At 26.9% G+C, this 21376-nt stretch carries 25 protein-coding genes; 1 reads left to right on the plus strand and 24 read right to left on the minus strand.

Going from position 1 to position 21376, the window contains the following annotated elements:
- Window positions 1-55 precede the first annotated feature (55 nt).
- From ACZ5B9_RS07045 to ACZ5B9_RS07110, 14 genes are all read right to left on the minus strand, one after another.
- Window positions 56-406 carry a hypothetical protein gene (locus ACZ5B9_RS07045; RefSeq protein ID WP_464421855.1) on the minus strand — a complete coding sequence of 117 codons (351 nt, stop codon included), beginning with the start codon at window positions 404-406 and terminating at the stop codon, window positions 56-58.
- An 870-nt stretch (window positions 407-1276) separates the two neighbouring features.
- Window positions 1277-1642 carry a PBECR3 domain-containing polyvalent protein gene (locus ACZ5B9_RS07050; protein ID WP_464421858.1) on the minus strand — a complete coding sequence of 122 codons (366 nt, stop codon included), beginning with the start codon at window positions 1640-1642 and terminating at the stop codon, window positions 1277-1279.
- Between the two features lie 2 nt (window positions 1643-1644).
- Window positions 1645-3159 (minus strand): murein biosynthesis integral membrane protein MurJ, encoded by a 1515-nt coding sequence (murJ, locus tag ACZ5B9_RS07055; protein ID WP_464421861.1) that lies wholly within the window; start codon window positions 3157-3159, stop codon window positions 1645-1647.
- Window positions 3160-3180: 21 nt separating this feature from the next.
- Window positions 3181-3897, minus strand: coding sequence for a segregation and condensation protein A (locus ACZ5B9_RS07060; RefSeq protein WP_464421863.1), 717 nt, complete (start codon window positions 3895-3897; stop codon window positions 3181-3183).
- 7 nt (window positions 3898-3904) lie between these two features.
- Window positions 3905-4906 (minus strand): bifunctional riboflavin kinase/FAD synthetase, encoded by a 1002-nt coding sequence (locus ACZ5B9_RS07065; protein ID WP_464421866.1) that lies wholly within the window; start codon window positions 4904-4906, stop codon window positions 3905-3907.
- Window positions 4907-5103: 197 nt separating this feature from the next.
- Entirely contained in the window at window positions 5104-5601 is a 498-nt protein-coding gene (locus tag ACZ5B9_RS07070) for a bactofilin family protein (protein WP_464421869.1), read from the minus strand.
- A 150-nt stretch (window positions 5602-5751) separates the two neighbouring features.
- Window positions 5752-7272 carry an NAD(P)H-hydrate dehydratase gene (locus ACZ5B9_RS07075; protein WP_464421872.1) on the minus strand — a complete coding sequence of 507 codons (1521 nt, stop codon included), beginning with the start codon at window positions 7270-7272 and terminating at the stop codon, window positions 5752-5754.
- Between the two features lie 30 nt (window positions 7273-7302).
- Window positions 7303-7935 carry a M15 family metallopeptidase gene (locus tag ACZ5B9_RS07080; protein WP_455036769.1) on the minus strand — a complete coding sequence of 211 codons (633 nt, stop codon included), beginning with the start codon at window positions 7933-7935 and terminating at the stop codon, window positions 7303-7305.
- A 31-nt stretch (window positions 7936-7966) separates the two neighbouring features.
- Window positions 7967-8497 carry a T6SS effector amidase Tae4 family protein gene (locus ACZ5B9_RS07085; RefSeq protein ID WP_464421875.1) on the minus strand — a complete coding sequence of 177 codons (531 nt, stop codon included), beginning with the start codon at window positions 8495-8497 and terminating at the stop codon, window positions 7967-7969.
- A 61-nt stretch (window positions 8498-8558) separates the two neighbouring features.
- Complete coding sequence (locus ACZ5B9_RS07090) at window positions 8559-10001, minus strand: hypothetical protein (protein ID WP_464421878.1); 1443 nt, start codon at window positions 9999-10001, stop codon at window positions 8559-8561.
- A 55-nt stretch (window positions 10002-10056) separates the two neighbouring features.
- Window positions 10057-10908: a histidinol-phosphatase HisJ gene (gene hisJ / locus ACZ5B9_RS07095; protein WP_464421880.1), complete on the minus strand. Its 852-nt coding sequence runs from the start codon at window positions 10906-10908 to the stop codon at window positions 10057-10059.
- Window positions 10909-10950: 42 nt separating this feature from the next.
- Window positions 10951-11373, minus strand: a complete 423-nt coding sequence (locus tag ACZ5B9_RS07100) for a hypothetical protein (protein WP_464421883.1) — start codon at window positions 11371-11373, stop codon at window positions 10951-10953.
- A gap of 30 nt (window positions 11374-11403) precedes the next feature.
- Window positions 11404-12057 carry a bifunctional phosphoribosyl-AMP cyclohydrolase/phosphoribosyl-ATP diphosphatase HisIE gene (gene hisIE / locus ACZ5B9_RS07105; protein WP_464421886.1) on the minus strand — a complete coding sequence of 218 codons (654 nt, stop codon included), beginning with the start codon at window positions 12055-12057 and terminating at the stop codon, window positions 11404-11406.
- 123 nt (window positions 12058-12180) lie between these two features.
- A complete protein-coding gene (locus ACZ5B9_RS07110) occupies window positions 12181-12507 on the minus strand; it encodes a nucleotidyltransferase family protein (protein ID WP_464421889.1) in 327 nt (108 codons plus the stop codon).
- Window positions 12508-12603: 96 nt separating this feature from the next.
- Between ACZ5B9_RS07110 and ACZ5B9_RS07115 the strand changes: the two genes are divergently transcribed.
- The gene (locus ACZ5B9_RS07115) at window positions 12604-12861 is read left to right on the plus strand and encodes a type II toxin-antitoxin system Phd/YefM family antitoxin (RefSeq protein WP_464421892.1); all 258 of its coding nucleotides are present in this window, start codon (window positions 12604-12606) and stop codon (window positions 12859-12861) included.
- A 381-nt stretch (window positions 12862-13242) separates the two neighbouring features.
- Here the strand turns inward: ACZ5B9_RS07115 and hisF are convergent, their stop codons facing one another.
- The 10 genes from hisF to csm2 form a co-directional block, all read right to left on the minus strand.
- Window positions 13243-13998 (minus strand): imidazole glycerol phosphate synthase subunit HisF, encoded by a 756-nt coding sequence (hisF, locus tag ACZ5B9_RS07120; RefSeq protein WP_464421894.1) that lies wholly within the window; start codon window positions 13996-13998, stop codon window positions 13243-13245.
- 69 nt (window positions 13999-14067) lie between these two features.
- Window positions 14068-14784: a 1-(5-phosphoribosyl)-5-[(5-phosphoribosylamino)methylideneamino]imidazole-4-carboxamide isomerase gene (hisA, locus tag ACZ5B9_RS07125; protein ID WP_464421897.1), complete on the minus strand. Its 717-nt coding sequence runs from the start codon at window positions 14782-14784 to the stop codon at window positions 14068-14070.
- A gap of 179 nt (window positions 14785-14963) precedes the next feature.
- Window positions 14964-15818 carry a hypothetical protein gene (locus ACZ5B9_RS07130; protein WP_464421900.1) on the minus strand — a complete coding sequence of 285 codons (855 nt, stop codon included), beginning with the start codon at window positions 15816-15818 and terminating at the stop codon, window positions 14964-14966.
- A gap of 82 nt (window positions 15819-15900) precedes the next feature.
- On the minus strand, window positions 15901-16530 hold the full coding sequence (gene hisH, locus ACZ5B9_RS07135; protein WP_464421902.1) for an imidazole glycerol phosphate synthase subunit HisH: 630 nt from the start codon (window positions 16528-16530) through the stop codon (window positions 15901-15903).
- A gap of 478 nt (window positions 16531-17008) precedes the next feature.
- On the minus strand, window positions 17009-17278 hold the full coding sequence (gene cas2, locus ACZ5B9_RS07140) for a CRISPR-associated endonuclease Cas2 (RefSeq protein WP_464423929.1): 270 nt from the start codon (window positions 17276-17278) through the stop codon (window positions 17009-17011).
- Window positions 17279-17311: 33 nt separating this feature from the next.
- A complete protein-coding gene (gene cas6 / locus ACZ5B9_RS07145) occupies window positions 17312-18031 on the minus strand; it encodes a CRISPR system precrRNA processing endoribonuclease RAMP protein Cas6 (protein WP_464421905.1) in 720 nt (239 codons plus the stop codon).
- A gap of 3 nt (window positions 18032-18034) precedes the next feature.
- Window positions 18035-19201 (minus strand): type III-A CRISPR-associated RAMP protein Csm5, encoded by a 1167-nt coding sequence (gene csm5, locus ACZ5B9_RS07150; RefSeq protein WP_464421908.1) that lies wholly within the window; start codon window positions 19199-19201, stop codon window positions 18035-18037.
- A complete protein-coding gene (gene csm4 / locus ACZ5B9_RS07155) occupies window positions 19185-20195 on the minus strand; it encodes a type III-A CRISPR-associated RAMP protein Csm4 (RefSeq protein WP_464421911.1) in 1011 nt (336 codons plus the stop codon). The genes csm5 and csm4 overlap by 17 nt, the downstream gene beginning before the upstream one ends.
- Window positions 20196-20204: 9 nt before the next feature.
- The gene (gene csm3 / locus ACZ5B9_RS07160) at window positions 20205-20924 is read right to left on the minus strand and encodes a type III-A CRISPR-associated RAMP protein Csm3 (RefSeq protein ID WP_464421914.1); all 720 of its coding nucleotides are present in this window, start codon (window positions 20922-20924) and stop codon (window positions 20205-20207) included.
- Between the two features lie 36 nt (window positions 20925-20960).
- Window positions 20961-21305 carry a type III-A CRISPR-associated protein Csm2 gene (gene csm2, locus ACZ5B9_RS07165; RefSeq protein ID WP_455041602.1) on the minus strand — a complete coding sequence of 115 codons (345 nt, stop codon included), beginning with the start codon at window positions 21303-21305 and terminating at the stop codon, window positions 20961-20963.
- Window positions 21306-21376 lie beyond the last annotated feature (71 nt).

Raw genomic sequence — 21376 nt, forward strand, 5'->3', positions numbered from 1 at the left:
TAAAAAAGACTTTTCTAAAATTCCTCCTATCCTGTCTGCTCAGCTAATAGCTAATTTAATGTAGCATTTCACATTCGCCTTCAACATTAGTATTATAAATTAATAAATTGCCTGTATTATGATCTACATCTGCACAGTAATTATTTTTACGTGAAAAAACTTCTTTTGTAGGAATTTTAGTATTTTTATTATATTTGTAATAAGTTCTGTGAACTTTGATATTATTGTATTTCGTGCTATTAATACGGCATGATTTATATGTCGCTAAAATTGTTAAAGAGTCAGAATCATAGTCTTTTTTCAAAATTTTTCCTCTTCCTTCACAATATCCTGATATAACTCGTTCTGTTCCTACTATATTAAATGAACAAAATACAATTAATAATAGAAATAATGTCCTCTTCATTTTAAATTTCTCCTTTCTATATAATTTATTATTTTTTATGCTTCCAGTAGTGCTTTTTATCTAATATAATTATAACATTTATATTTTGAAAAAAGAATAGAATAAATGAAAATTAGATATAATAATATATTTGTATTTCATTTTTATAAAAATTTTTAAATTTTAATTAATAGTTGAATTATTAAAATTTAGGTGCTATACTATAAATATAAAATAAAATATAGTATTTTATAGTAAAAATATTTTAAAAAATTAATAATAAAATAGAACTTTTATAGAACTTTTTAAAATTTCAAAATCATGTATAATAATTATTTTATAATATATAATTACAAAAATTTGATTTATGTTCTACATAAATAGAAAATATGAAAAATCAAAATAGACGATTTTAAACAATAAAAAATCATCAACAATAAAAAGTATGGCTAACTTAATTTTAGGATCTTATACGCTTTCTATTGCGATGATTTTTTTCTTACATTATATTCAATTTTCTGATTATACTAACTCTGTTTAAATAACGAATTTATTACAAACTTTTCTAGTAAAGAATATAAACCCAGTATTTTCAAGTAATTCTAAGATAGTTTTCATTTTTTAAACAGAGCCTAGTATAAAATAATCCGTCGGAGCATTTTTCTGTGCTGGCAAAACTGTTTGAGCATATAGCGAGTTTTTTGTCAGTGCAGAAAAATGTCGTAGACTAGCCATAGGTTGTAGGATTTGCGGCAATGAGTAATCCTACGAAAAATAAAAAAGGGAAAAAGTTGAATAATTATGAATTAGTTATTGAACAATCCCATTACAAAACTTTATGCCTATTTTAAAAAAGGATTAGTTTAATAATTTTTCTATAAATTGATATTTTTATTTCTTATATCTGTAATGTATATTTTTTTCTTTCAAAAAGTTTGTATCTTTTGCCATGAAGGCCGTTAATACAAATCTTAAATTTTTTACATTTTTATGTTGGGAAATTACTACAAAATAATTCAATTTTCCAATTTTTTTTTGATAAAAATGCTCTTTTCGGGATTTTGACTGTTTGGTTACAAAATCTGGATTTTCAAGTACTCCTTTTATTATTTCCAGCGAGATTTCAGGATGTTTTGGAAAAATATGTTCTTCAAACTGATTTTTACTCATTACTACTTTTTGATGCAGTTTAGCTTTAAATTCATAAACTTCTATTCGTTTGCCTGTCTTTGTATATCTAATTTTTTCCTGTATCATACTTATCCTCTATTTAAAACTCTTTTTAGTATTTTCTCAATTAGATCTTTTCTAAAAATTGAAATCAAGATAAACCATATTAGAAGATAAATTACAGCGAATGCTGTTAAATTAATTACAATACTAAATCTTCCTATTATGTTTAGTCTTATCATTTTAGAAACATAAAATGAAACCCCTGATGTAGCAAATGTAATTACAAGTATTATAAAATATTTAAATGTTCGTAACTTCACGTATCGTCTTGCTAATGATGTGTATAGTATAACGAAATTTACCATTGCGGCAAATGATGTTGCGAATGTCAGTCCAACGTGCAGGTACTGTCTATATAATAACTCATCTAAAATAATATTGATACCAATTGCTGTAAATGAAGAAATTACAGGCAAAGTTCTATCTTTAAATACATAATGGCTTCTTGTTAAAAGATGTATTGTTGAGAAAAATAATAGCCCAATTGCGTAAAATTGTAATGTTTCGGATGTTATAACCACACTTCTTGTTGTAAAATGTCCTCTTTTGTAAATCAATGCTACAATTTCTTGTGCATAACCGAATAATATAACTGAAGATGGAACTATTAAAAATGCTAACATGTATAAACCTTGATGAACTACTCTTCGTACTGTTTTCATATTGTTTTTTATCACAGCTTTTGACAATGTAGGAAATATTACTACTGATAATGAAATGGCAAAAACTCCAATTGGTAACAAGTATAGACGGCTGGCATAATTTAAAGCACTAACAGTTCCTTTTGGTAACATTGTTGCATAACGGTTGTCTATAATTTCGTTTATTTGATAGCCAAAAATGCCAATTAGTGTTGGAATCATTAATTTGAACATTTCTACTACATACTCATCTTTTAAATTAAAAGTAAATTTGTATGTTCTTACTATCTGAAAAAATTGTGGTAACATCATAGTCAGTTGGAAAACACCAGATAGTAAATATGCAACTCCTAAGCCGTAAATACCCATTTTATTTTTCAAAAAAAGTGTTCCAATTATAATTGTCAAATTAAACACAATTCCCATTGAAGCTGCAACTGCAAACTTTTTATAATTATTCAATAATGACGATACTACTCCAGAAAGTGCAATAAACAAAAAATAAAAAGCAACTATTTTTAGAAGAATGTTGGCTGTTTCAAACCTTTCTGAATCTGTAAACTTTGTTGTTATTTTTAAAATTTGTCTTGAAAACAAAATCATTAATATTGACATTGTTGATGTAAATGCAACTATTAAATTTAATACTGAAAAGACAAATTCATCTGTCCTCTCTTTTCCCTGTTCTTCAATTCCACGATTATAAATTGGAATGAAAACCGTACCAAGAGAACCTTCTCCAAATAATGTTGTAAAGAAGTTTGGGATTTTTGTGGCACTAAAATATGCGTCTGTCATTCCTGTTGCGCCAAATACACTTCCAATAATCATTTCACGAACAAGTCCTAAAATACGGCTTAACATATTTATAATCATTACTATAAAACTAGATTTAAACATTAATTTAATTAATTTCCTTTCTTAATTTTTCATAGATTTAATAAAAAAATTGTTATCTTCAACAATTATATCAATTTCTCCATTTTTAAACATATCTAAAATACAGAGAAATAAAGTTACTATTCTAGATTTAGAAAATTTATTTTTTAGCAGATGATTAAATTCTATCTGATTATTAATTTGGATAATCTGAGAAACTTCAGTATAAGCATCTTCAGCTGAATAATCATCTTCCTCCAAATTTACAATCATTTTTTCTTCAAATTTATTTCTATCATTTAATTTAGAAGTAATTAAATTTTTTAGACTTTTAAATAGATTATCCAAACTCAGACTGGAAATATCGTATTCTATTATTTCTGATCCCATACTTTCCGTCCCTGTTCTTGTATATGGAATATTATATTCATTTTCGTGTTTTGAAAATAATTCTGAAATTTCCTTAAATAGTTGGTATTCTATTATTTTTTTCTCCAAATTTTCAATTTTTTCAAGTTTTTTACCTCTATTTAACACTGAATAGGCTTTAATTTCGATGAGATCTGTTGCCATTACTAAAAATTCGATTTTTATTTTTAAGTTTAGCTCTTTTTGTGCGTGAATGTAACTCAAATAATCATCTATTATTTGTGAAATATTTATTGCGTTTACATCCATTTTCTTTTTTTCGATTAAATGAATAAGTAAATCAAGAGGTCCTTCAAAATTTTCAATTTTTACTTGTATTGTATTTTCCATATTTTACCTATTTTTCTTTTTGATATTTCTTACGCCAGTATGAAATTTTATTTTTCCAGTAACTTACATCTTTGCCTATCTGCTCTTTCAGCTCATCTATTGATTCAAATTTTCTTTCGTGTCGGATATTTTCCAAAATTTCAATCAAAATAACTTTCCCATAAATATCTTCATTAAAATCAAAAATATTAGTTTCAACACTTAGTACACCCACATCAACCGTAGGATTCCTACCAATATTCATAACTCCATTATAAACTTTTTCATCATCTTGGATGCATATTTTTACACCATAAACTCCAAATTCAGGATAAATTTTATTTTCAAATCGTAAATTTGCCGTAGGAAAACCAATCGTTCGACCAAGCTGTTTCCCATAAATCACTTCTCCAAGAATGATAAAATTATGCCCAAGAAGTTTTCTAACTTTCTCAAAATTTCCTTCTTTAATATAATTTCTAACTCTTGTACTGCTTATAATTTCTCCATTTTCATCCAAAACTGGTTCTTGTACATTCAATTTTATATTTTTTTTTGTTAAAAGTTTTTCAAGTGTATCAATATTACCAGCTTTTTCTTTTCCAAAAGTAAAATTAAAACCACAGTAAACTTCAGTCGCATTTAAAATATCCACAAGGACTTTTTCTACAAACTCTTTAGGTGTATAATTCCTAACTTTTTCAAACTGCTCCAAATAGAGATAATCAATTCCATTTTCATTTAACAAATACGCCTTTTCCGAGCAAGTCGTTATTTTAGTCTGCTGATTTTTGGGATATTCACGAAAAGTGTAAACTATTGTATTTAAATTTTTTTCTTTAGCTTGCTTCACAGCTTTTTGTAAAATTATCTGATGTCCGATGTGAACACCATCGAAATTCCCTAAAATCACAATATTTTTATTTTGTTTTATTTCTTTAAGATTTTTATCATAATCAACAGATTCCAAATCATCATTATATTCTACAATATCCTTTATTTCGGATAAATTTTCTGTAATAAATTTCATTATTAAATCTCGTTCCTTTTTTATTTTATCAACTTACTTACTAGATTTTATCACAATTTCATTTTATACTCAACCTATAATTTTTAAATTTATTTATTATATAAGTAAAAATTAAAAAAGCCAAAAACTCATATATCAATTTTGAGCTAATGGCTATAACTTTGTTCGTTTATTAATTTTTCTATTTTTCTATTTTTCTATTTTTCTTTCTTTTCTTCTGATTTTTCTTCTTTTTTTTCTATTGAAGCTGGAGAGTTTGATGTAGGTGTATTCTTAGATTCTTCCTTTATAAGAGCGACTTTCATTTTCTTTCTTCCTTCAAATACTCCGCCTTCTTGAATTACAAATAAAGCTGAAGTTATTGTAGCATAAGCCTTTCCAGTACTTCCTATTTCAACTTTAGTAGCTGCAATTTCTCCTGAGACTTCTCCGTCTACAATTACATTTTCAGCTGTAACATTTCCTTTTACTATTCCTGTTTTTCCAATATGAACAAGTTTGTTCCCTTTAATATCTCCGTTTAAGACACCATCCATCTTAAATAGAGAGTTTGATTCAATAGTTCCTGTTATTGTTGTTTCCATTGAAATTGTACTTACTCCATGCACGTTTTCTTCGTTGTTTGCAGAAAATTGACTGCTAAGATCCATACCTTCTCTTTTATCTCTTGATTTATTACTAGAAAATATTGCCATTTTTATTCCTTTCTTCCTTTTTTATTTTATTATTTTTTTTATTGTAAAATTATAAATAAATTATCATAATAATATTGTACTACATTTTCTTTGTTTTTTCAAATATTTTTTTAATATTTTGTTGTTAATTAAAAAAATTCTAAAATTTAATTATCTAAATAAAAAAATTTCATTCATATACTTAGAAATATTATCAATCACATCTGTTGCATTCACAATATACTGCCTTTTCACCAATTCATCCGCAATTTTCCCATGCAAATACGCTCCAATGCCCGCAGACTGCATCAAATCATATTTTTGTCCTATAAGTGAACATATTATTCCTGTTAGGCAATCTCCCATTCCACCGTTTGCCATGTGTGAATTTCCTGTACTGTTTGCAAAAATTTCTTCTCCATTTGTAATAATAGTATTTTTACCTTTTAATAGTAAAATTATGCCATATTTTTTTGAAAACTCTTTTGCTATTTCAAATTTATTTTTATTAATTACTTCTGGCGAAAATCCTGTCAGTCGTGAAAATTCAACTAAATGTGGTGTCAGAACGCTTCTATTTCTTATTTTTTCAAAAAGTTCCCTGTTTTCTGCCAGCAAATTTAAGGCATCTGCGTCTAATACCAGTTTTATTGCATTTCCTTTATTGTTTTTCTCAATGTTGATTAATTTTTCAAAAATTGAGAATGCTTGTTGACTTTTTCCAATTCCTGGCCCAATTGCAATTACATCGCAGTTTGAAATTTCATTTTCTAATTTTTCGAGATTTTCATTTATATTGTCAAAATTAATTGGGAAACTCATAGCTTCTGGCACAAATACATTTAATGAAAAGTTATTTTTATCAGTAATTACAGTAGTAAGTCCTGCTCCAGTTCTCACACATGATTTTGCAACTATATTTCCTGCACCATAAAGTCCAATGCTTCCAGCAAAAATCAATACTTTTCCAAAATCGCCCTTATGGGAATCCTTATCTCTTTTTATATGAAAACTTTTTACCATGTCAGGTGTTAAATAATATTCTTTGACCAAATGATTGATATTAGTTTCATTCAATCCAATATTTTCAATAATAACTTTTCCTAAGTAATCTTTTATTTTTAAATTTAAAAATCCTTTTTTGTAAGTAACAAATGAAATTGTAATATCAGTTTTGACTGAAATTCCCATAATTTCACCAGTATCGCCATTAATCCCAGAGGGAATATCAATTGAATAAATAGTCTTATTGTTACTTGCTGTATTGATTTTTTCGATAATTTCCCGATAGATTCCTTTTATTTCAGAATTTAACCCTGTTCCAAAAATCCCTTCAATAACAACATTACAGTCCAAAAGCAACTTATCCAATTCTTCTATTTCATAAAATATTTTAATTCCCATATTCTTGCAAATTTTATAATTTATCATGCAATCATTACTCATATTTTCATTACTAATACAAAAAATTTTGATATTTTTCCCCTTTGAAAATAACTGGCGTGCAATCGCATAACCATCTCCACCATTATTTCCCTTACCACAAATAATAAGAAAATTATCCTCATTTTCATCAATATGTTTCACAAACGAAATCGCGGCATTTTCCATAAGCACAATGCTCGGTATTTTTAATTCATTTATCGCAAAACTGTCAATTTTTTTCGTAGTTTCATTTCCGCCTAACAACATTTTCATCGCCTCTTTTTTTATTTAAACTTTTTACATTTCATCAAAGCCGAAGTGCATATAATCTCGTGTTCTAAAGTTTGCTCCCCAGACCCATCCTCTTTTTGTAAAGGCTCTCACTACATCTCCGTCAGGTTTTATAGAATATGGATTGCTGTTTGGTTCCCAGCTTTTTCCGACAATAGCTTTTCCATTACTGTTTACCTGTGGATTTTCTTCGGGATTCAAGTCTATTGCCCGCCCTGTACTGTGAAGGCTTTTAAAACTTCCACGCCACGAATATCCTATTAACCTTTTTATCGGAAATTTTTCCTTGCCTTTATGTATCTCATGAAAAATCTCCTTTACCTCATCTGCCAAAACATCCAAAACTTGAATTTTCTCTGTGTCAGAAACCTTTTTCCCGTCCTTTAACCGCCAAACAGGCAGTTCCACCCAAACCAGTCTTGATTCAGCTTCTGCTCTTGTGGAAACATCTCTTATTCTATCCTTAACCTTTTGCTTCAATTCAGAATCTGGATCAGGATTCTCAACCTTTCGCTTAGATCTAAAAGAATATAGATTTTCATAAATGTTATTTGCTGTACTTAAAGTTGCTGCTGAAAGTATTAATACAGTTAGTAATGTAAACTGTTTTATTCTTTTTTTAAAATTTATTTTATTCATTATAATTACCATTCCTTTATTTTTAATTCAATTATGCTCCCATAATTTTAAAGTATTCCCAAAAATAAAATTCTTTTATATCATTATGAAACACTGTATTATTTCCTATTAAATTACCGTTTTCCACTACATCTACATGCCCTGAAACCCCATTTCTAAAAATTAATGCTATAATTCCACTTTTCCCTTTTATTCTTGAAATATATTTTTCTTGTTCAAAATGATTTGTTATATTATTAGCATTAATAAATGGATTTCTAAATTTTTTTAATAAGAAATTTTTTAAATCTCTTGCTCTGTAATAATAATAGTACTCTAATTTTAAAATTTCTTTTTCTTTTAATCTTCCTGATACTGTACGAATACCTTTAGGGATTCTTAAACCTGACAAATTGAACGCATATGAAAGTCGAATGGTACATCCATTTAAAAATTCATTATTCCCTTCAGAAAGCCAATTAGCATCTGTTTCTTTAAATAGAAATTTAGCTAATTTAATATCTTCTTTATATTCACCAAATGAGGCTTTATAATTTTTTGCTATAATATCAAAAGTGTACATAAACCTCTCCTTATCTCTTCTTTTTTTATTATTTATAAAAACATAAAACCTATTGTCTATGTTATTTTTTATCAAAGGTTTCATAAATAACAATATATTTAATTTTATCCAATATTTTTTTCAAATCTATTTCAGAAATTTTACTTTCTATAACGATATTTTTAGGAATATACAGCATTTTTAAATTTTTAAGATACTGAACATATTCAATATTTTTAATCCGATTTTTTCTATAAATATAAATATCTTCCAAATTTTTTAATTTATTGAGTTCTTTAATGTCAATAATGTCATAGTTTTCGTCATCATAGGAAAAATCCTTGATTTGATTTCTAGTTATCGGATTTATTTCTTCAATATAATCTGTATGAATATTTTCGATTTTATTTAACGAAATGAACCATTTTAAATATCCGTACATAAAACTGTTGCTGTTACCCTGTCTTCTAATGCACGTTCTTTTTGAAATTTCATCCAGCTTGACTAATCCCATAATTCTATTGACATTTTCAAATATTTCACTTTGTTTTGCTTCTAAATCATAAGATTCAAAATCCGAATTTTGATTTCCCATAGATTTATTAAACTTTTTAAAATTTTTTACAATATCTTTTCCCTCATCATATTCTCCAGAACAGTTTGAAAATATTTCAGATTTCATATTCAGATAATATTCATTATTAACTTTCACAATATTGCTATCCTTTTTTATTTCTTCTTCTAAATTTATTCCATACATTCTATATCTTTCTTCCAGCAATTTTATTGCAAAGCCTTTCCTATCCACCAAAATATCTTTAACATTTTTATCAATTTCATACTTTTTTTGAATTTCACTTTTTTCAGGGAAAATACTTCTTTTAATCATATTTACTCCCTGTATACCTAAATCATTTTCAGAAGTTATGAAATGCTTTAAAACAATTTTATTATTATTTTCTTTTTCTAAAATCGTGCTTTCATTTAAGTTTAGTTCCAAAAGATTCTCAATTTCATTAACTTTATGAAAATTTTTAATATTTACATTGTTTAAAGTAAGTTTAATAATATTTTTAAAATTCGAGATTTTAGAAATATCTGCTTCCTCATCATTTTTGCCATCCACAGAGATGTAATAAACCTTTTCCTGCGATTTTAAAGATAAATTTTTAAAATCCTCAAAATTGACATTATAAAAACTTTTTGCACCAATAAAGAACTTTATTTGTCTACCAGTACTTTTATTAAAATCTTTTGAAGAAACAATTTTTTCATTCATAACTTTTTCAAGCAATACGAAATCTTTAAAATCGCTTTTTGCTTTAAAATCTATATTTTTATCAAGTTTTATAAAATAAGTTCCATTTTTTAATTTAAGATTTCCATTTTTCAGTTCCTTTTTTAAATCTATCTCAAATCGTGAATAAGTATTTTCCAGCTCATTTGGAGAATACTCAAATTTTATCTTATTTTCTTTTCTGTTGTCAGAAACAATTTTTACAGAAATAATTATAAAAATAAACATACAACATATTACAAAGAGTATTAATATTTTTTTTTCATTTTATTATTTTCCTTTTTTAAATCTCAAAATCCTTAAACTCTCCACCATCCAAAATCTTCACACTCTTAAATCCAACTTTTCTAGCAATTTCCAGACTTTCTTCAAAATAAAAATCAATATTTTTAGTTTCATGTGCATCAGAAGAAATTGTAATTGGAATATTTTTGGCTAATATTCTTTCCAGTATTGGAACACTCGGATAAGGAGTTTGTGTCCATCCTCTTGACATTCCACCAGTATTAATTTCAATAATCGCATCAGTTTTTGCTATTTCATCCAGTACGTATTCTACTTTCTTTTTATACCAGTCAGCATTTTCATCAAAATATTTCAAATCTTTGTTAAATTTTCTAACTAAATCCAAATGCCCAATAATATCAGGTTTTTGAGTATGCACCATTTCCACAATATTATCAAAATATGCTTCAATAAACGCTCTTTCATCTCCATCCGCATAATTTTTTATCCCATATTTCAAAATTTCAGGCGTGTTATCAACACAGTAATACTCTTCTTTTTCTCTATCTTTCACATAATGAACAGATCCAATCCTAAAATCAAGTCCCATTTCCTTATCAGTTTCCTTGTTATACCCAGTATAAAAATCAGCTTCGATTCCAATATAAACCTGCATTTTATTTTTGTATTTTTCTTTTAGTTCTTTTAATTCCTTCAAATATTCCTGCGTTCCTTGTTCGGTCATGCACGGTTCTGTATCAAATGCTGTAAAAGAATGTCCTGAAAGCCCAGCACTTGTAAATCCTTTCTCTATTGCAGTTAAAATATAATCTTCAGCATTGTTTTTACCGTCGCAGTAGAACGTGTGAGCATGAAGATTTGATGGGAAAATTGTTTTTTTAGTTTGCATTTTTATCAGCTCCTTATATTATGATATCCTGTATTAAGTGACTTAATTAACACTTAAATAAAGTCCATCTATTAATTCATCAAAACTATACGCAATTGTAATATCTTGAAACTCTGCTCTTGTATGAGTATCAAATACTAAACGAATTTTTTTGTCGTATTTTGAAAGTGTTAGCATATTTTCATATCCATCAATATCATTTAATACAAATTTGAAAGCTGAATTCCACTGATGCTGATATTTATCGGAAAAATTTAATTTTTCAATAAAGAAAATATCACCTCTCCAATTTTTACAACATGTTCCAGTTTTAAAATACAAAATATCATATTCTTCAAAAAGAAAACGATACTTCACTATTTCACACTCTTTAAAAAATTCATCATTAAAAATTGAGCTTTTTTCAGTTTTTTTTACACTTTTGTCAAAATCTATGATTTTTTTTAAATGATTTTTATTTTCCATATTAAATATCCTTTTTAAACAAATATTTTTTTACTTTTCTCCACCCATTTTTTCCTGTTTAACTTTATGATCAACAACATGTCTTTTAGCAAGTTCATTTTTCACGTCTTGAATAGTAAGCCCTTGTTCAATCATTAAAACCAAAGTGTGATAATACAAATCTGCAATTTCATATTTCAGTTCATCATTATCATTATTTTTAGCACCAATAATAACTTCTGTACATTCCTCGCCAACTTTTTTCAGGATTTTGTCAAGCCCTTTTTCAAAAAGATAACTTGTATATGATTTTTCTTCAGGATTGACCTTTCTATCTTTTATTAAATTATAAAGTTTCTCAGGACTAAAATTACTGTAATTTTCTGCTTCAAATAAGGAATTGAAAAAACAGCTTTCAGAGCCAGTATGGCAAGCAGGGCCTTCCTTTTTTACTTCGACAAGCAAAGCATCGGCATCGCAATCATATTTTACCGAAACGACATTCTGGTAATTTCCTGAAGTTTCTCCTTTTAGCCAAAGTTCCTGTCTGCTTCTGCTATAAAAACAAGTTTTCTTATCTCTCAAAGTTATTTTTAGACTTTCCTTATTCATATATGCAAGTGTCAATACTTCTTTTGTATAATAATCTTGTATTATTGCGGGGACAAGCCCTTTTTCGTCAAATTTTATTTGTTCTATATTCATTTTTTACCTCTTTTCTAATTTTTTTCTTAATATATAAATATACTTTAACAAATCTTCCATTTCAAAAACAGAAACTTCATAAAGCATTTCTAAACTTTTTCTCCACTGAAGTTTCTTCCTTTTTTACACATAAATTACACTCCGCAAAATTTCTTCCTTTATCTCATCTTTGTATTTCTGAACTTTCGGATTTTTAAATTTATATTCAAACATACTTTCATCAACTAAATCCACTTTTTTTTGAAAAATTTCTTCCAGTTTTTTATGTAAACTACAAAAATTCTGATACATCTCCTTCTTAAATTCCATTTTTACAAGAATATCAATATCACTATCATTTGTATTAATATTTTTTGAAAAACTTCCAAAAAGACCTAATTTTAAAACCGAATATTTCTCTTTATTAATCTCTTTTAGTTTTTTTAAAATCTCTTCTTTTCTTATATTCATCTTTTTGTCCTTTCTAAAAATTCAAAATTTAGTTTTATTGTGACATAATTTATGGTATAACATAGATATAAATAATATGTAAAGGAGTGTATTACTATGAAAATTATCCCTATTCGTGATTTAAAAAATACTGTTGAAATTGAAAAATACTGTTCCGAAGAACAAGGACCTGTATTTATAACTAAAAATGGTTATGAACGCCTAGTAGTAATGGATATTGAATATTATGAACGAACTATGCGTGAAATTGAAGAAGTAAAACTTCTGCTTGATGGAATAAAAGATGTTCAAAATAACAATATTTTAGACGGCAAAAATACTATTAATGAATTAAGAGGTAAATATGGAATCTAAATATTCTTATCAATTTACCAAAAGTGCTAAAAATGATTTAGAACAAATTCTTCATTACATCAAAATAGATTTAGGCAATCCAACGACTACATTTTTTTTATTAATAAATTTCAAGAAACTGTTAGTAATATTCAATTATTTCCAAACAGTTGTCCAAAAGTTATAAATAAATTTTTATCTGAATCTATTATTATTAGAAAAAAATTGATTAGCAACTACGTTTTATATTATTCTGTAAATGATAATTTAAAAAGTATAATTATTTTGCGTATTGTTTTTAGCCATAGAGATATAGATTCTATTTTAAAAAATGAAAACTAATGAGAGATTAAAAGATTATCTTATCTCTCTTTTTTATTTTAAAATTAAATATCAATTACGTCAAATCCTCATTTCCACTCCATTATCCCTCAGATACCTTTTCAGCTCCATAATTTCCACTTCTTTAAAATGAAAAATCGAAGCCGCCAGCCCTGCATCAATTCCTGGTATTTTAAATAATTCCTTAAAATGTTCCATATTTCCAGCTCCACCTGACGCAATTATTGGAATTGACAATTTTTCAGCTAAAATTGATAATAATTCCAAATCAAAGCCAGTTTTAACGCCATCCGTATCGATACTGTTCACAACAACTTCTCCAGCTCCATTTTCCTGCCCCTGCACAAACCATTCAATTGCATCAATTCCAGTATTTTCTCTTCCGCCTTTTGCAAAAACTTTAAATTTGCCGTCTACTCTTTTCACATCAACAGATAAGACTACACACTGGTCTCCATATTTTTTTGCAGCTTCTTCAATTAATTTTGGATTTTTTATCGCACCTGAATTAATACTCACTTTATCTGCCCCCGCTTTTAGCACTCTGTCAAAATCATCTAGTGCGTTTATCCCGCCGCCAACAGTAAGCGGAATAAATATCTGACTTGCCACTTCCTTTAAAATATCAGTAAAAAGCCCTCTTTCCTCAACAGTTGCCGTAATATCATAAAAAACAAGTTCATCTGCACCAGATTTATTATAAAACTTTGCTAACTCAACGGGATTATCAACTTCTTTTATCCCAGTAAAATTAACGCCTTTTACTACTTTCCCATTTCTTACGTCCAAACAGGGAACAATTCTCTTTGCAAGCATTTTTACACCCACTTTCTTTTAATATGCAATATTTACATTTTCAATTTCATTTAAACAATTTTTAAAATATTATTTGCTAACTTCCAATACTTCTTTTAAGTCAAGATTTCCAGAATAAATCGCCTTTCCAACAATAGCTCCATAAACCCCGTTTTTATTAAGTTCCTTTATTTCATCTAAAAATGTAATTCCACCAGAAGCTATAATATCTGATTTTACTATTTTGGACAATTTTTTATAAATTTCAAGATTTGTACCATTTAACATTCCATCTTTTGAAATATCAGTATAAATTATTGTTTTTACTCCAATGTCCGATAACTTTTTGCAAAACTCAACTGAATTTAATTCAATGGTTTCTGTCCATCCCTTTACAGCAACTTTTTCATCTTTCGCATCCACAGAAACTGCAATTTTATCTCCATATTTTTTTACCATTTCTCTTAAAAACTCTTCATTTTCAACAGCAATTGTTCCCAAAATAACTCTATTTACACCAAGTTCAATATATTCTTTTATTCTTTCTTCATCACGGATTCCACCGCCAACTTGAACAAAAAAATCACTTTTTTCAACCAGTTCCTTTATAACTTCATAATTTTTAGTATTTCCGTCTTTTGCTCCGTCCAAATCTACAATATGAAGATTTTTTGAATTATTTTTATTAAAAAAATTCAAAACTTCAACAGGATTTTTAAAAAACACTTCCACTTGATTATAATCTCCCTGTTTCAATCTTACTGCCTGTCCATTATGTAAATCTATTGCTGGAAAAATCTCTATCATAATTTAATCTCCTTCAAATATTATATGTTTTTATCTTATAATTCTATTCTTTAATGTACTGCAAAATTTCTCAAAGGAAGTTAGTTTATTCCAAAACACAAAGGAAAAATCCTCATATTTGGAATATCTGCTCCAACAACCATACTCAAATTCTAACTTTGATAAAAATTCTCAAAATGTTAATCAAGCATTCTTATTTTATCCAAATTTTTTTGAAATATTTTCTTATTATTGTAAAAATCAGTTTTATTCGCCTTTGCCAGCTCTGATTTTATATACCAGTTTTGATACCTGTTGTAATACAATATTTCTTTACTTGGCTTATTTTTTCCTTCAAAATTTTCATAATAAAAATCAATTGCATCCTGCGTACGATCCTCATTTAAATAAAAACTTATCGCAAACCATCCCATCGTTAATTTGTACGCCCAGGCCTGCTCGTCAGAAATATGTGATTCCTCTGTTTTTGTTTTATCATCGCACATCTTCATAATGGAATTTAAACTTGCAAGTGCCGCTTTTTCATCGTTTTTCATAACATTCCAGATTGCATCTCTTCCTATCGTATATGTTACAGCAATTCTAGTAATTAAATAATCAGGATATTCCCTTTTAAGTTTTTCATAATTTTTATCAAACGCTACTGTATCTCCTTTGTTAGAATAATACATATTTGAAAAAAATAATTTTGACACTTCATAAGGATTATATTTTTCATACCTCTTAAAATTATTTAATTTTTCAGCATCACTTCTTCCAAGTGCATTATAAATATTTATCAAATTTTCTGACAATACAAAATTCTTCTCATTCTTTTTCAGCAATTCTTCAATTTCTAATGCTAGTTTTTTTACTTTTTCCCTATCAGGTTCACTCACTACATTAGGTATTTTTTTATCCAGTTCTATTGTTTTTACTATTATTTCCTGAGAAACTCCTAATTTTGACAAATCCTGCCTTATCATTTCACTTCGGCTTTTAGCATTCATATTCACTACAACAAGAAGGCTTATCAATAATATCATTTTTTTCATAAATACCTCTTTCTCAATTAAAAAAATAAGTTATCAAAGCTAGAAAATCAATAAATTAAACAAAATAATCATAATGTTAATTTTATTTTATTAATTCTCCCCAGTTTTTTAATAACTTCAATCCAGTATCTCCACTTTTTTCAGGATGAAACTGCATTCCATAGACATTTTCATTTTTTACAATTCCAGGTATTTTTGTCCCATACTCTGAATATGCGACAATATTTTTCATATCTGTTTTTGCAAAATACGAATGAACATAATAAACATATTCATTATCGTTTACATCTTTTAAAATTTTATCATCCTTAAAACTATCATTTATAATCAAACTATTCCAGCCCATATGAGGTATTTTCAAATCAGAATTTTTTGAAATATATTTTTTTATTTCCTCAACTGTTCCATTTATAAGCCCAAGCCCTTCATATTCACCATATTCATAACTTTTTTCAAAAAGCATCTGCATACCAAGACAAATCCCCAAAAACGGCTTTCCGTTCTTCGCTTCATTTATCAAAGTCTCTTTTAGCCCATATTTTTCCAAATTCCCAATAGCATCTCTAAAAGCCCCGACTCCTGGCAATATTATCCCCTTAGCATTTTTTATCTCTTCAATATTATTAGTCAGCTTTGTATCCAGTCCGACATACTTCAACGAAGATAGCAAGGAAAAAAGATTGCCCACTCCATAATCAATCACTGCAATCATAAATAAAAAAAGTCCTTTCTATTTTATTGTTTGTTCATTTGTTATTTTTAATAATTTATTTAAATACATTATACAATGTTATTTCAGAAAAAACAATAAATTTTCATCTTATGAACATATTGCAATTTATAAAACAAAAAAAATGCCTTATTATAGACATTTTAATTTTAAAATATTAGTTTCCGTCTCCTTTCGGAGTTCTATCCTTTTACAAATTAAATACAGCTAAAGTTTCCGTCTCCTCTCGGAGTATATAAACTCAAGTGAGCTTATGATAATACTTAAAGAACTAAATAGGAAATATAAGTTTCCGTCTCCTCTCGGAGTATATAAACCTACCTGCAATTAACCCCTTATTTTATGGTATGTTATTTGACTATTTCCGTGAGACTTGCTTAAATTTTCAGTTTTCTTTTCCAAAAAAGTAAAAAATATGTTCTAAGTCCCATTTTTAAAGTATCGTGGCAATTTTATATGTTTATATGAAATAATAATCTTCGTTTTCAATTTCTGTTAATTCGCCGTAGACTACTTTTTTTGCATTTTGATTAAGTATGTATATTCTTATCAAATCATCTTCTTCTGCAAACTTTTCTACTTTTTTTAAAAGAATTTCATATTTTTCTCTAGTCAGTAAACATTCAAAAGCTGATCTTTGAATTCTATTCCCAAAAGAATTTAGAAGTTTTTTTAAAAAAGCTCTTCTCTTGTTATCTATAATATCATAAATTACGACAATTGTAAAGATGTCTTTTTCCCTTTTTTATTTTTTTCTTCAATATCAATATTCAAGTTTTATTCCGCCCATTCCTAATGCCGTTTTTACTCCAAGTCCTGTATATTCAGACACTTGCAGCAAAAAATTCAAAAGCTGGCAAAACACCTCGTCTTTACTTTTTATTTTTACATTTCCAATAAAACCTTTAATTCTAATTTTTTCCAAAAAGAAATATTTTGTTCGTAAATAATATTCATCAATGTATACTTTTTCCAAAAAATCAATTATCACATCTTCATCTTCCAATTTAATTGTATCTGAATGCTGATTTACTTTATTTATTACTCCCAGAAGTAATGTTGAAATATTAGGAAATATTTGCAATTCGCCATTTAATTTATGAGTTGTCGGTGTCAAAAAATGTATTTTATTTTTTTTCTCAGAATTTAAAAACAGTTCCTCAAAAGATGTTTTTGTCATAGAAACCGATTTTACAAATACTTCGATTCCTTTTTTCTTCAGATAAATATTTTTTATATCGTTTTCCAAAAAATATTTTATTAACATCTCATAGGCATTCTTATTAAAAGTCGTTATTTTCCAAAATATTTTTCCACTTTCCATATCTTTATAAATACACGAAGTATAAGGATGTGTTTCATTATAATGTAAATAATCAACATAATTAGAATCGATACTGTTCATCAAATATCCATGAAAAAGCGAACTCATATTCACATCTAATCCATTTCCTTCAATTTCCATTTCTATTTTTCCAAGCATTTCTTATTTCCCTACTTCCTTTTCAGATATTTTCCTGATTTTAACTAATCCTGCTAATTTTAATTCTCCATTTTTTCTAATCCTGTTAATTGTTCTTGGAAAATTTTTGTCATTTAAGTGTAGCATTTTATTTTTTCTGCCTTCGAGCAATTTTTTCAAAACTTGAGTTCTTTCATTTTTATCATCAAATAATGCGTGAACAATTGTTTTTTGATGAAATCCTGTATTTGCACCTAATATTAAATTTTGACCGCACAGTTCATTTGGCAGTTCTAAAGTATTTTCTATTAAATAATTCGTGGCTTTTTCCAGAGAATTTATCAAATCATCAAAATCATTTATTTTCAGCCTAGTTTTTGAAAGCATTTCAAAATCTAAAGTAATATCAAATTCAAATATGTTTTTAGGTTCTATATATTCTTTGATTTCTGACAAATAAGTTTCGCCATTATCATCAGTATCATCTATTTTTTCATCTATATCTTGATAAAAATTAATTTTTACATCTTTTTTGTTTTTGAAACTATCAGATACTGACATCCCAAATTTTTTGATATTCTTGTCTGAATTCTCGTCATATAATTTTTCATATAATATTTTTTTTTGTATCTCATTTATTAGTTTTTCTGCGTTTTCCAGCTTTTTCATTTTTTCTTTGAAAGAATCAAATTTTTTTTTAACAAAATCTTCAAGTTCTTTTTTTATCTGATTTATTTCATTAACAAATTCATTTCTATTTTTGACAATATAATCAACTAGTAAAAAATTCACTAAAGCCCCTTTTATCGAACTTCCTGGGATATATACTTTACCTTCTGCATTTTTAGTTAATAACTTTATAATATTTAATCGTTTTTTTTCTTCATCTTTAAATTCTATATCTAAATTTTTGTAAATTTTTTTAGTAAATTTATTTAAATCTTTATAAAGCTTATGCTCTCTTAAAAAATTAGACAAACTCAACTTTTTAATATCGTCCGTATACTTGTTTACAATTTTTTTCTCTATTAAAAAATCAATAAATTTATTATTATCTATTATTTTCAACTCATTTGTCATCGGGTTAAACAAATATTCTGTCTTATTCAATCTCGACTTATAATCAGCTCCCGCAATATGCACAGGCGTCAAAACTTCAAGTTCTATTTTATATTTAACTATCTTTCCCATAAGCCACTCCTATAACTATTGGTTTTCCCATTTTATATATACTGTGATTCCCATGTAATTTTAAATCTGTAAATTTTCCTGCTGGTTTAAAATTTAATACTGCTCCTGAAGAAATCATATAAACTTGCTTTCTCTTTTGCGGATTTTCACTATACTTCGGGCTATTTACAAACCCACTTCTTTTTATTAATTGATAGCCATTTGCTTTATTTTTAATTTTTTCAATTTCATATTTTTGTGGCAAATATGATGATAAAAGTAAATATTTCTCACTTTCTTTATACAAAGATTCATTTATAAATTTATCATCCTTAGAATTAATTATATCAAAATATTTCCCATCAAATGTCATAACATCACCTGCAACATTAAACTGACCATATCCCGCACTCTTTTTGCCCCCTATTCCTGTTAATGACAAACTTTCCAATACATTTTCAAATTTTTTCTTCCATTTTTCTGGTAATCGTACAATAACATAAAGCCCTGAAGCTTTATTAAATTTAAAGACTTCAATATTATAAAGTTCCGGATCTTCTCCGATTCTCGAAATATTATTTTTAATATGCAGTTCCTTTTCACCAAAATCATTATCTTCAGAAAAATTTCCCCACGTTTCTAAAAAATCAAAATATTCTTTTAATCTGCTTGCACGTATATAATTTAATTCTTTTATCTTTTTTCTATCTGCAACTTGCTCACTTTCATCATCATTTTGTTTTCTTTCTATATCATTTACAACAGGCTTTGGAAGATAAAAGGCAGTTTCTGTTTCCATTTCTTTAAATGGCAATAAATCTGATACTTTAAATTCATCTTTTTCCGTTAGCTCCAGCAATTCCTTATCGCTATCTCCAAATATTTTTACATATTCAGAATAAAAAGCAGAATAAAATATATCAGAATTTACAGTTACGTTCGTCGCTTCTAAAGAAGCATTTGTACCAATATGGATTCCGCTTGGAAATTTTAATTTATACAGTAAATAAACCATTATTTTCTCCTACTTCCCGAATCTTTCGCTATAATTTTTAATGTTTTCAATTTCTAGTTTCAAATATTCTATTTCATCTTTATTTTCATCAATGTATACTTTTTCCGCCAATCCTAAATTTTCAAATTTAACACGCCCGTATCCTCTTGTTCCATGTCCTCCCAAATAATCATCTTCCAATAATTCAAACATTGAAACTATATTTTCAAAATCTGTTTTTACTTCCTCTTCCATATTTTCTTTATTTTCAACATTATAAATTAATTTAAAATCAAATTCTGAACCTGCTGGAACTCTTTCTTGCTGTCTTGGCATAGTTTTTCCAGTTATTCTGTTTATCGTGTTTTCAAATTTTATTTCCGTATACGGTAAATCAAATTCAAAATCTCTTTCAAATTTTTTTTCACTAAGTAACATGTCACAAAACTGTAATCTTGACAAAACTATCGGTTCAGAAGCTCCAAATAATCTTTTTATTTCATAATTCTCTTTTTTTATATCGGACATTGTTAATGTAGAATTATTATTATATTTAGATCTTGAAAGCAAATATCTCATTTTCCCCTTTAGTGAAGAGCCTGGTATTATTGGTTTATTTGTAACTATATCTCTAATTACAATATTATCTACTGCCCCTATTGCAGAAAAATCTCCAGATGTCCCTATATGAAGCCCTGTTAAAACTTTTATTTTTCCTGTTATAATAAATTTTCCTTTTAATGTATTCATAACTATTTTAACTCCTATTTTTTATTTTTAATTCTATTATCCAATATAATATTTCACATATGCTATTATTTCTTCTAAATAACGATAAAATATATCGAAATCTTCTTTAGTTTTTATTTTTTTCAATTTTTCCGAAATTTTAAATTTTTTATCAAATTCCTTTACTTTAAATTCTCTACCACATTGATATGTGTGTTTTATTAAAAGATATTTTACATCGTTTAATAATTTATCTGATAATTTGTCTTCTTTCTTTAGTACCTTTGAAGATATTTTATTTTTTACTATTACTGAATTTGACAAAAGTTGTCTTAGCTGTGTTGTTGTAACCATATTATTTTTATTTTCTTTTACTAATTCTTCCACTGTTTTATTTTCCATAACAAACTCCTTTCTAAATTTGTAATAAATTTTTATTCTATAATAAACCTGTTCAATAACTTTTTTTATTT

Source organism: Leptotrichia sp. SK-5, assembly GCF_055387215.1.

Excerpts from the sequence above, each read along its gene's own strand:
- ACZ5B9_RS07045 (WP_464421855.1), bottom strand. The coding sequence starts at position 406 with ATGAAGAGGACATTATTTCTATTATTAATTGTATTTTGTTCATTTAAT.
- csm5 (WP_464421908.1), bottom strand. The coding sequence starts at position 19,201 with ATGGGAAAGATAGTTAAATATAAAATAGAACTTGAAGTTTTGACGCCT.
- ACZ5B9_RS07115 (WP_464421892.1), top strand. The coding sequence starts at position 12,604 with ATGAAAATTATCCCTATTCGTGATTTAAAAAATACTGTTGAAATTGAA.
- hisH (WP_464421902.1), bottom strand. The coding sequence starts at position 16,530 with ATGATTGCAGTGATTGATTATGGAGTGGGCAATCTTTTTTCCTTGCTA.
- ACZ5B9_RS07060 (WP_464421863.1), bottom strand. The coding sequence starts at position 3,897 with ATGGAAAATACAATACAAGTAAAAATTGAAAATTTTGAAGGACCTCTT.
- ACZ5B9_RS07070 (WP_464421869.1), bottom strand. The coding sequence starts at position 5,601 with ATGGCAATATTTTCTAGTAATAAATCAAGAGATAAAAGAGAAGGTATG.
- ACZ5B9_RS07100 (WP_464421883.1), bottom strand. The coding sequence starts at position 11,373 with ATGGAAAATAAAAATCATTTAAAAAAAATCATAGATTTTGACAAAAGT.
- hisF (WP_464421894.1), bottom strand. The coding sequence starts at position 13,998 with ATGCTTGCAAAGAGAATTGTTCCCTGTTTGGACGTAAGAAATGGGAAA.
- ACZ5B9_RS07065 (WP_464421866.1), bottom strand. The coding sequence starts at position 4,906 with ATGAAATTTATTACAGAAAATTTATCCGAAATAAAGGATATTGTAGAA.
- ACZ5B9_RS07075 (WP_464421872.1), bottom strand. The coding sequence starts at position 7,272 with ATGTTGTTAGGCGGAAATGAAACTACGAAAAAAATTGACAGTTTTGCG.
- csm2 (WP_455041602.1), bottom strand. The coding sequence starts at position 21,305 with ATGGAAAATAAAACAGTGGAAGAATTAGTAAAAGAAAATAAAAATAAT.
- murJ (WP_464421861.1), bottom strand. The coding sequence starts at position 3,159 with ATGTTTAAATCTAGTTTTATAGTAATGATTATAAATATGTTAAGCCGT.
- ACZ5B9_RS07085 (WP_464421875.1), bottom strand. The coding sequence starts at position 8,497 with ATGTACACTTTTGATATTATAGCAAAAAATTATAAAGCCTCATTTGGT.
- ACZ5B9_RS07090 (WP_464421878.1), bottom strand. The coding sequence starts at position 10,001 with ATGTTTATTTTTATAATTATTTCTGTAAAAATTGTTTCTGACAACAGA.
- csm3 (WP_464421914.1), bottom strand. The coding sequence starts at position 20,924 with ATGAATACATTAAAAGGAAAATTTATTATAACAGGAAAAATAAAAGTT.
- ACZ5B9_RS07080 (WP_455036769.1), bottom strand. The coding sequence starts at position 7,935 with ATGAATAAAATAAATTTTAAAAAAAGAATAAAACAGTTTACATTACTA.
- cas6 (WP_464421905.1), bottom strand. The coding sequence starts at position 18,031 with ATGCTTGGAAAAATAGAAATGGAAATTGAAGGAAATGGATTAGATGTG.
- ACZ5B9_RS07130 (WP_464421900.1), bottom strand. The coding sequence starts at position 15,818 with ATGAAAAAAATGATATTATTGATAAGCCTTCTTGTTGTAGTGAATATG.
- csm4 (WP_464421911.1), bottom strand. The coding sequence starts at position 20,195 with ATGGTTTATTTACTGTATAAATTAAAATTTCCAAGCGGAATCCATATT.
- hisIE (WP_464421886.1), bottom strand. The coding sequence starts at position 12,057 with ATGAATATAGAACAAATAAAATTTGACGAAAAAGGGCTTGTCCCCGCA.
- ACZ5B9_RS07110 (WP_464421889.1), bottom strand. The coding sequence starts at position 12,507 with ATGAATATAAGAAAAGAAGAGATTTTAAAAAAACTAAAAGAGATTAAT.
- hisJ (WP_464421880.1), bottom strand. The coding sequence starts at position 10,908 with ATGCAAACTAAAAAAACAATTTTCCCATCAAATCTTCATGCTCACACG.
- ACZ5B9_RS07050 (WP_464421858.1), bottom strand. The coding sequence starts at position 1,642 with ATGATACAGGAAAAAATTAGATATACAAAGACAGGCAAACGAATAGAA.
- hisA (WP_464421897.1), bottom strand. The coding sequence starts at position 14,784 with ATGATAGAGATTTTTCCAGCAATAGATTTACATAATGGACAGGCAGTA.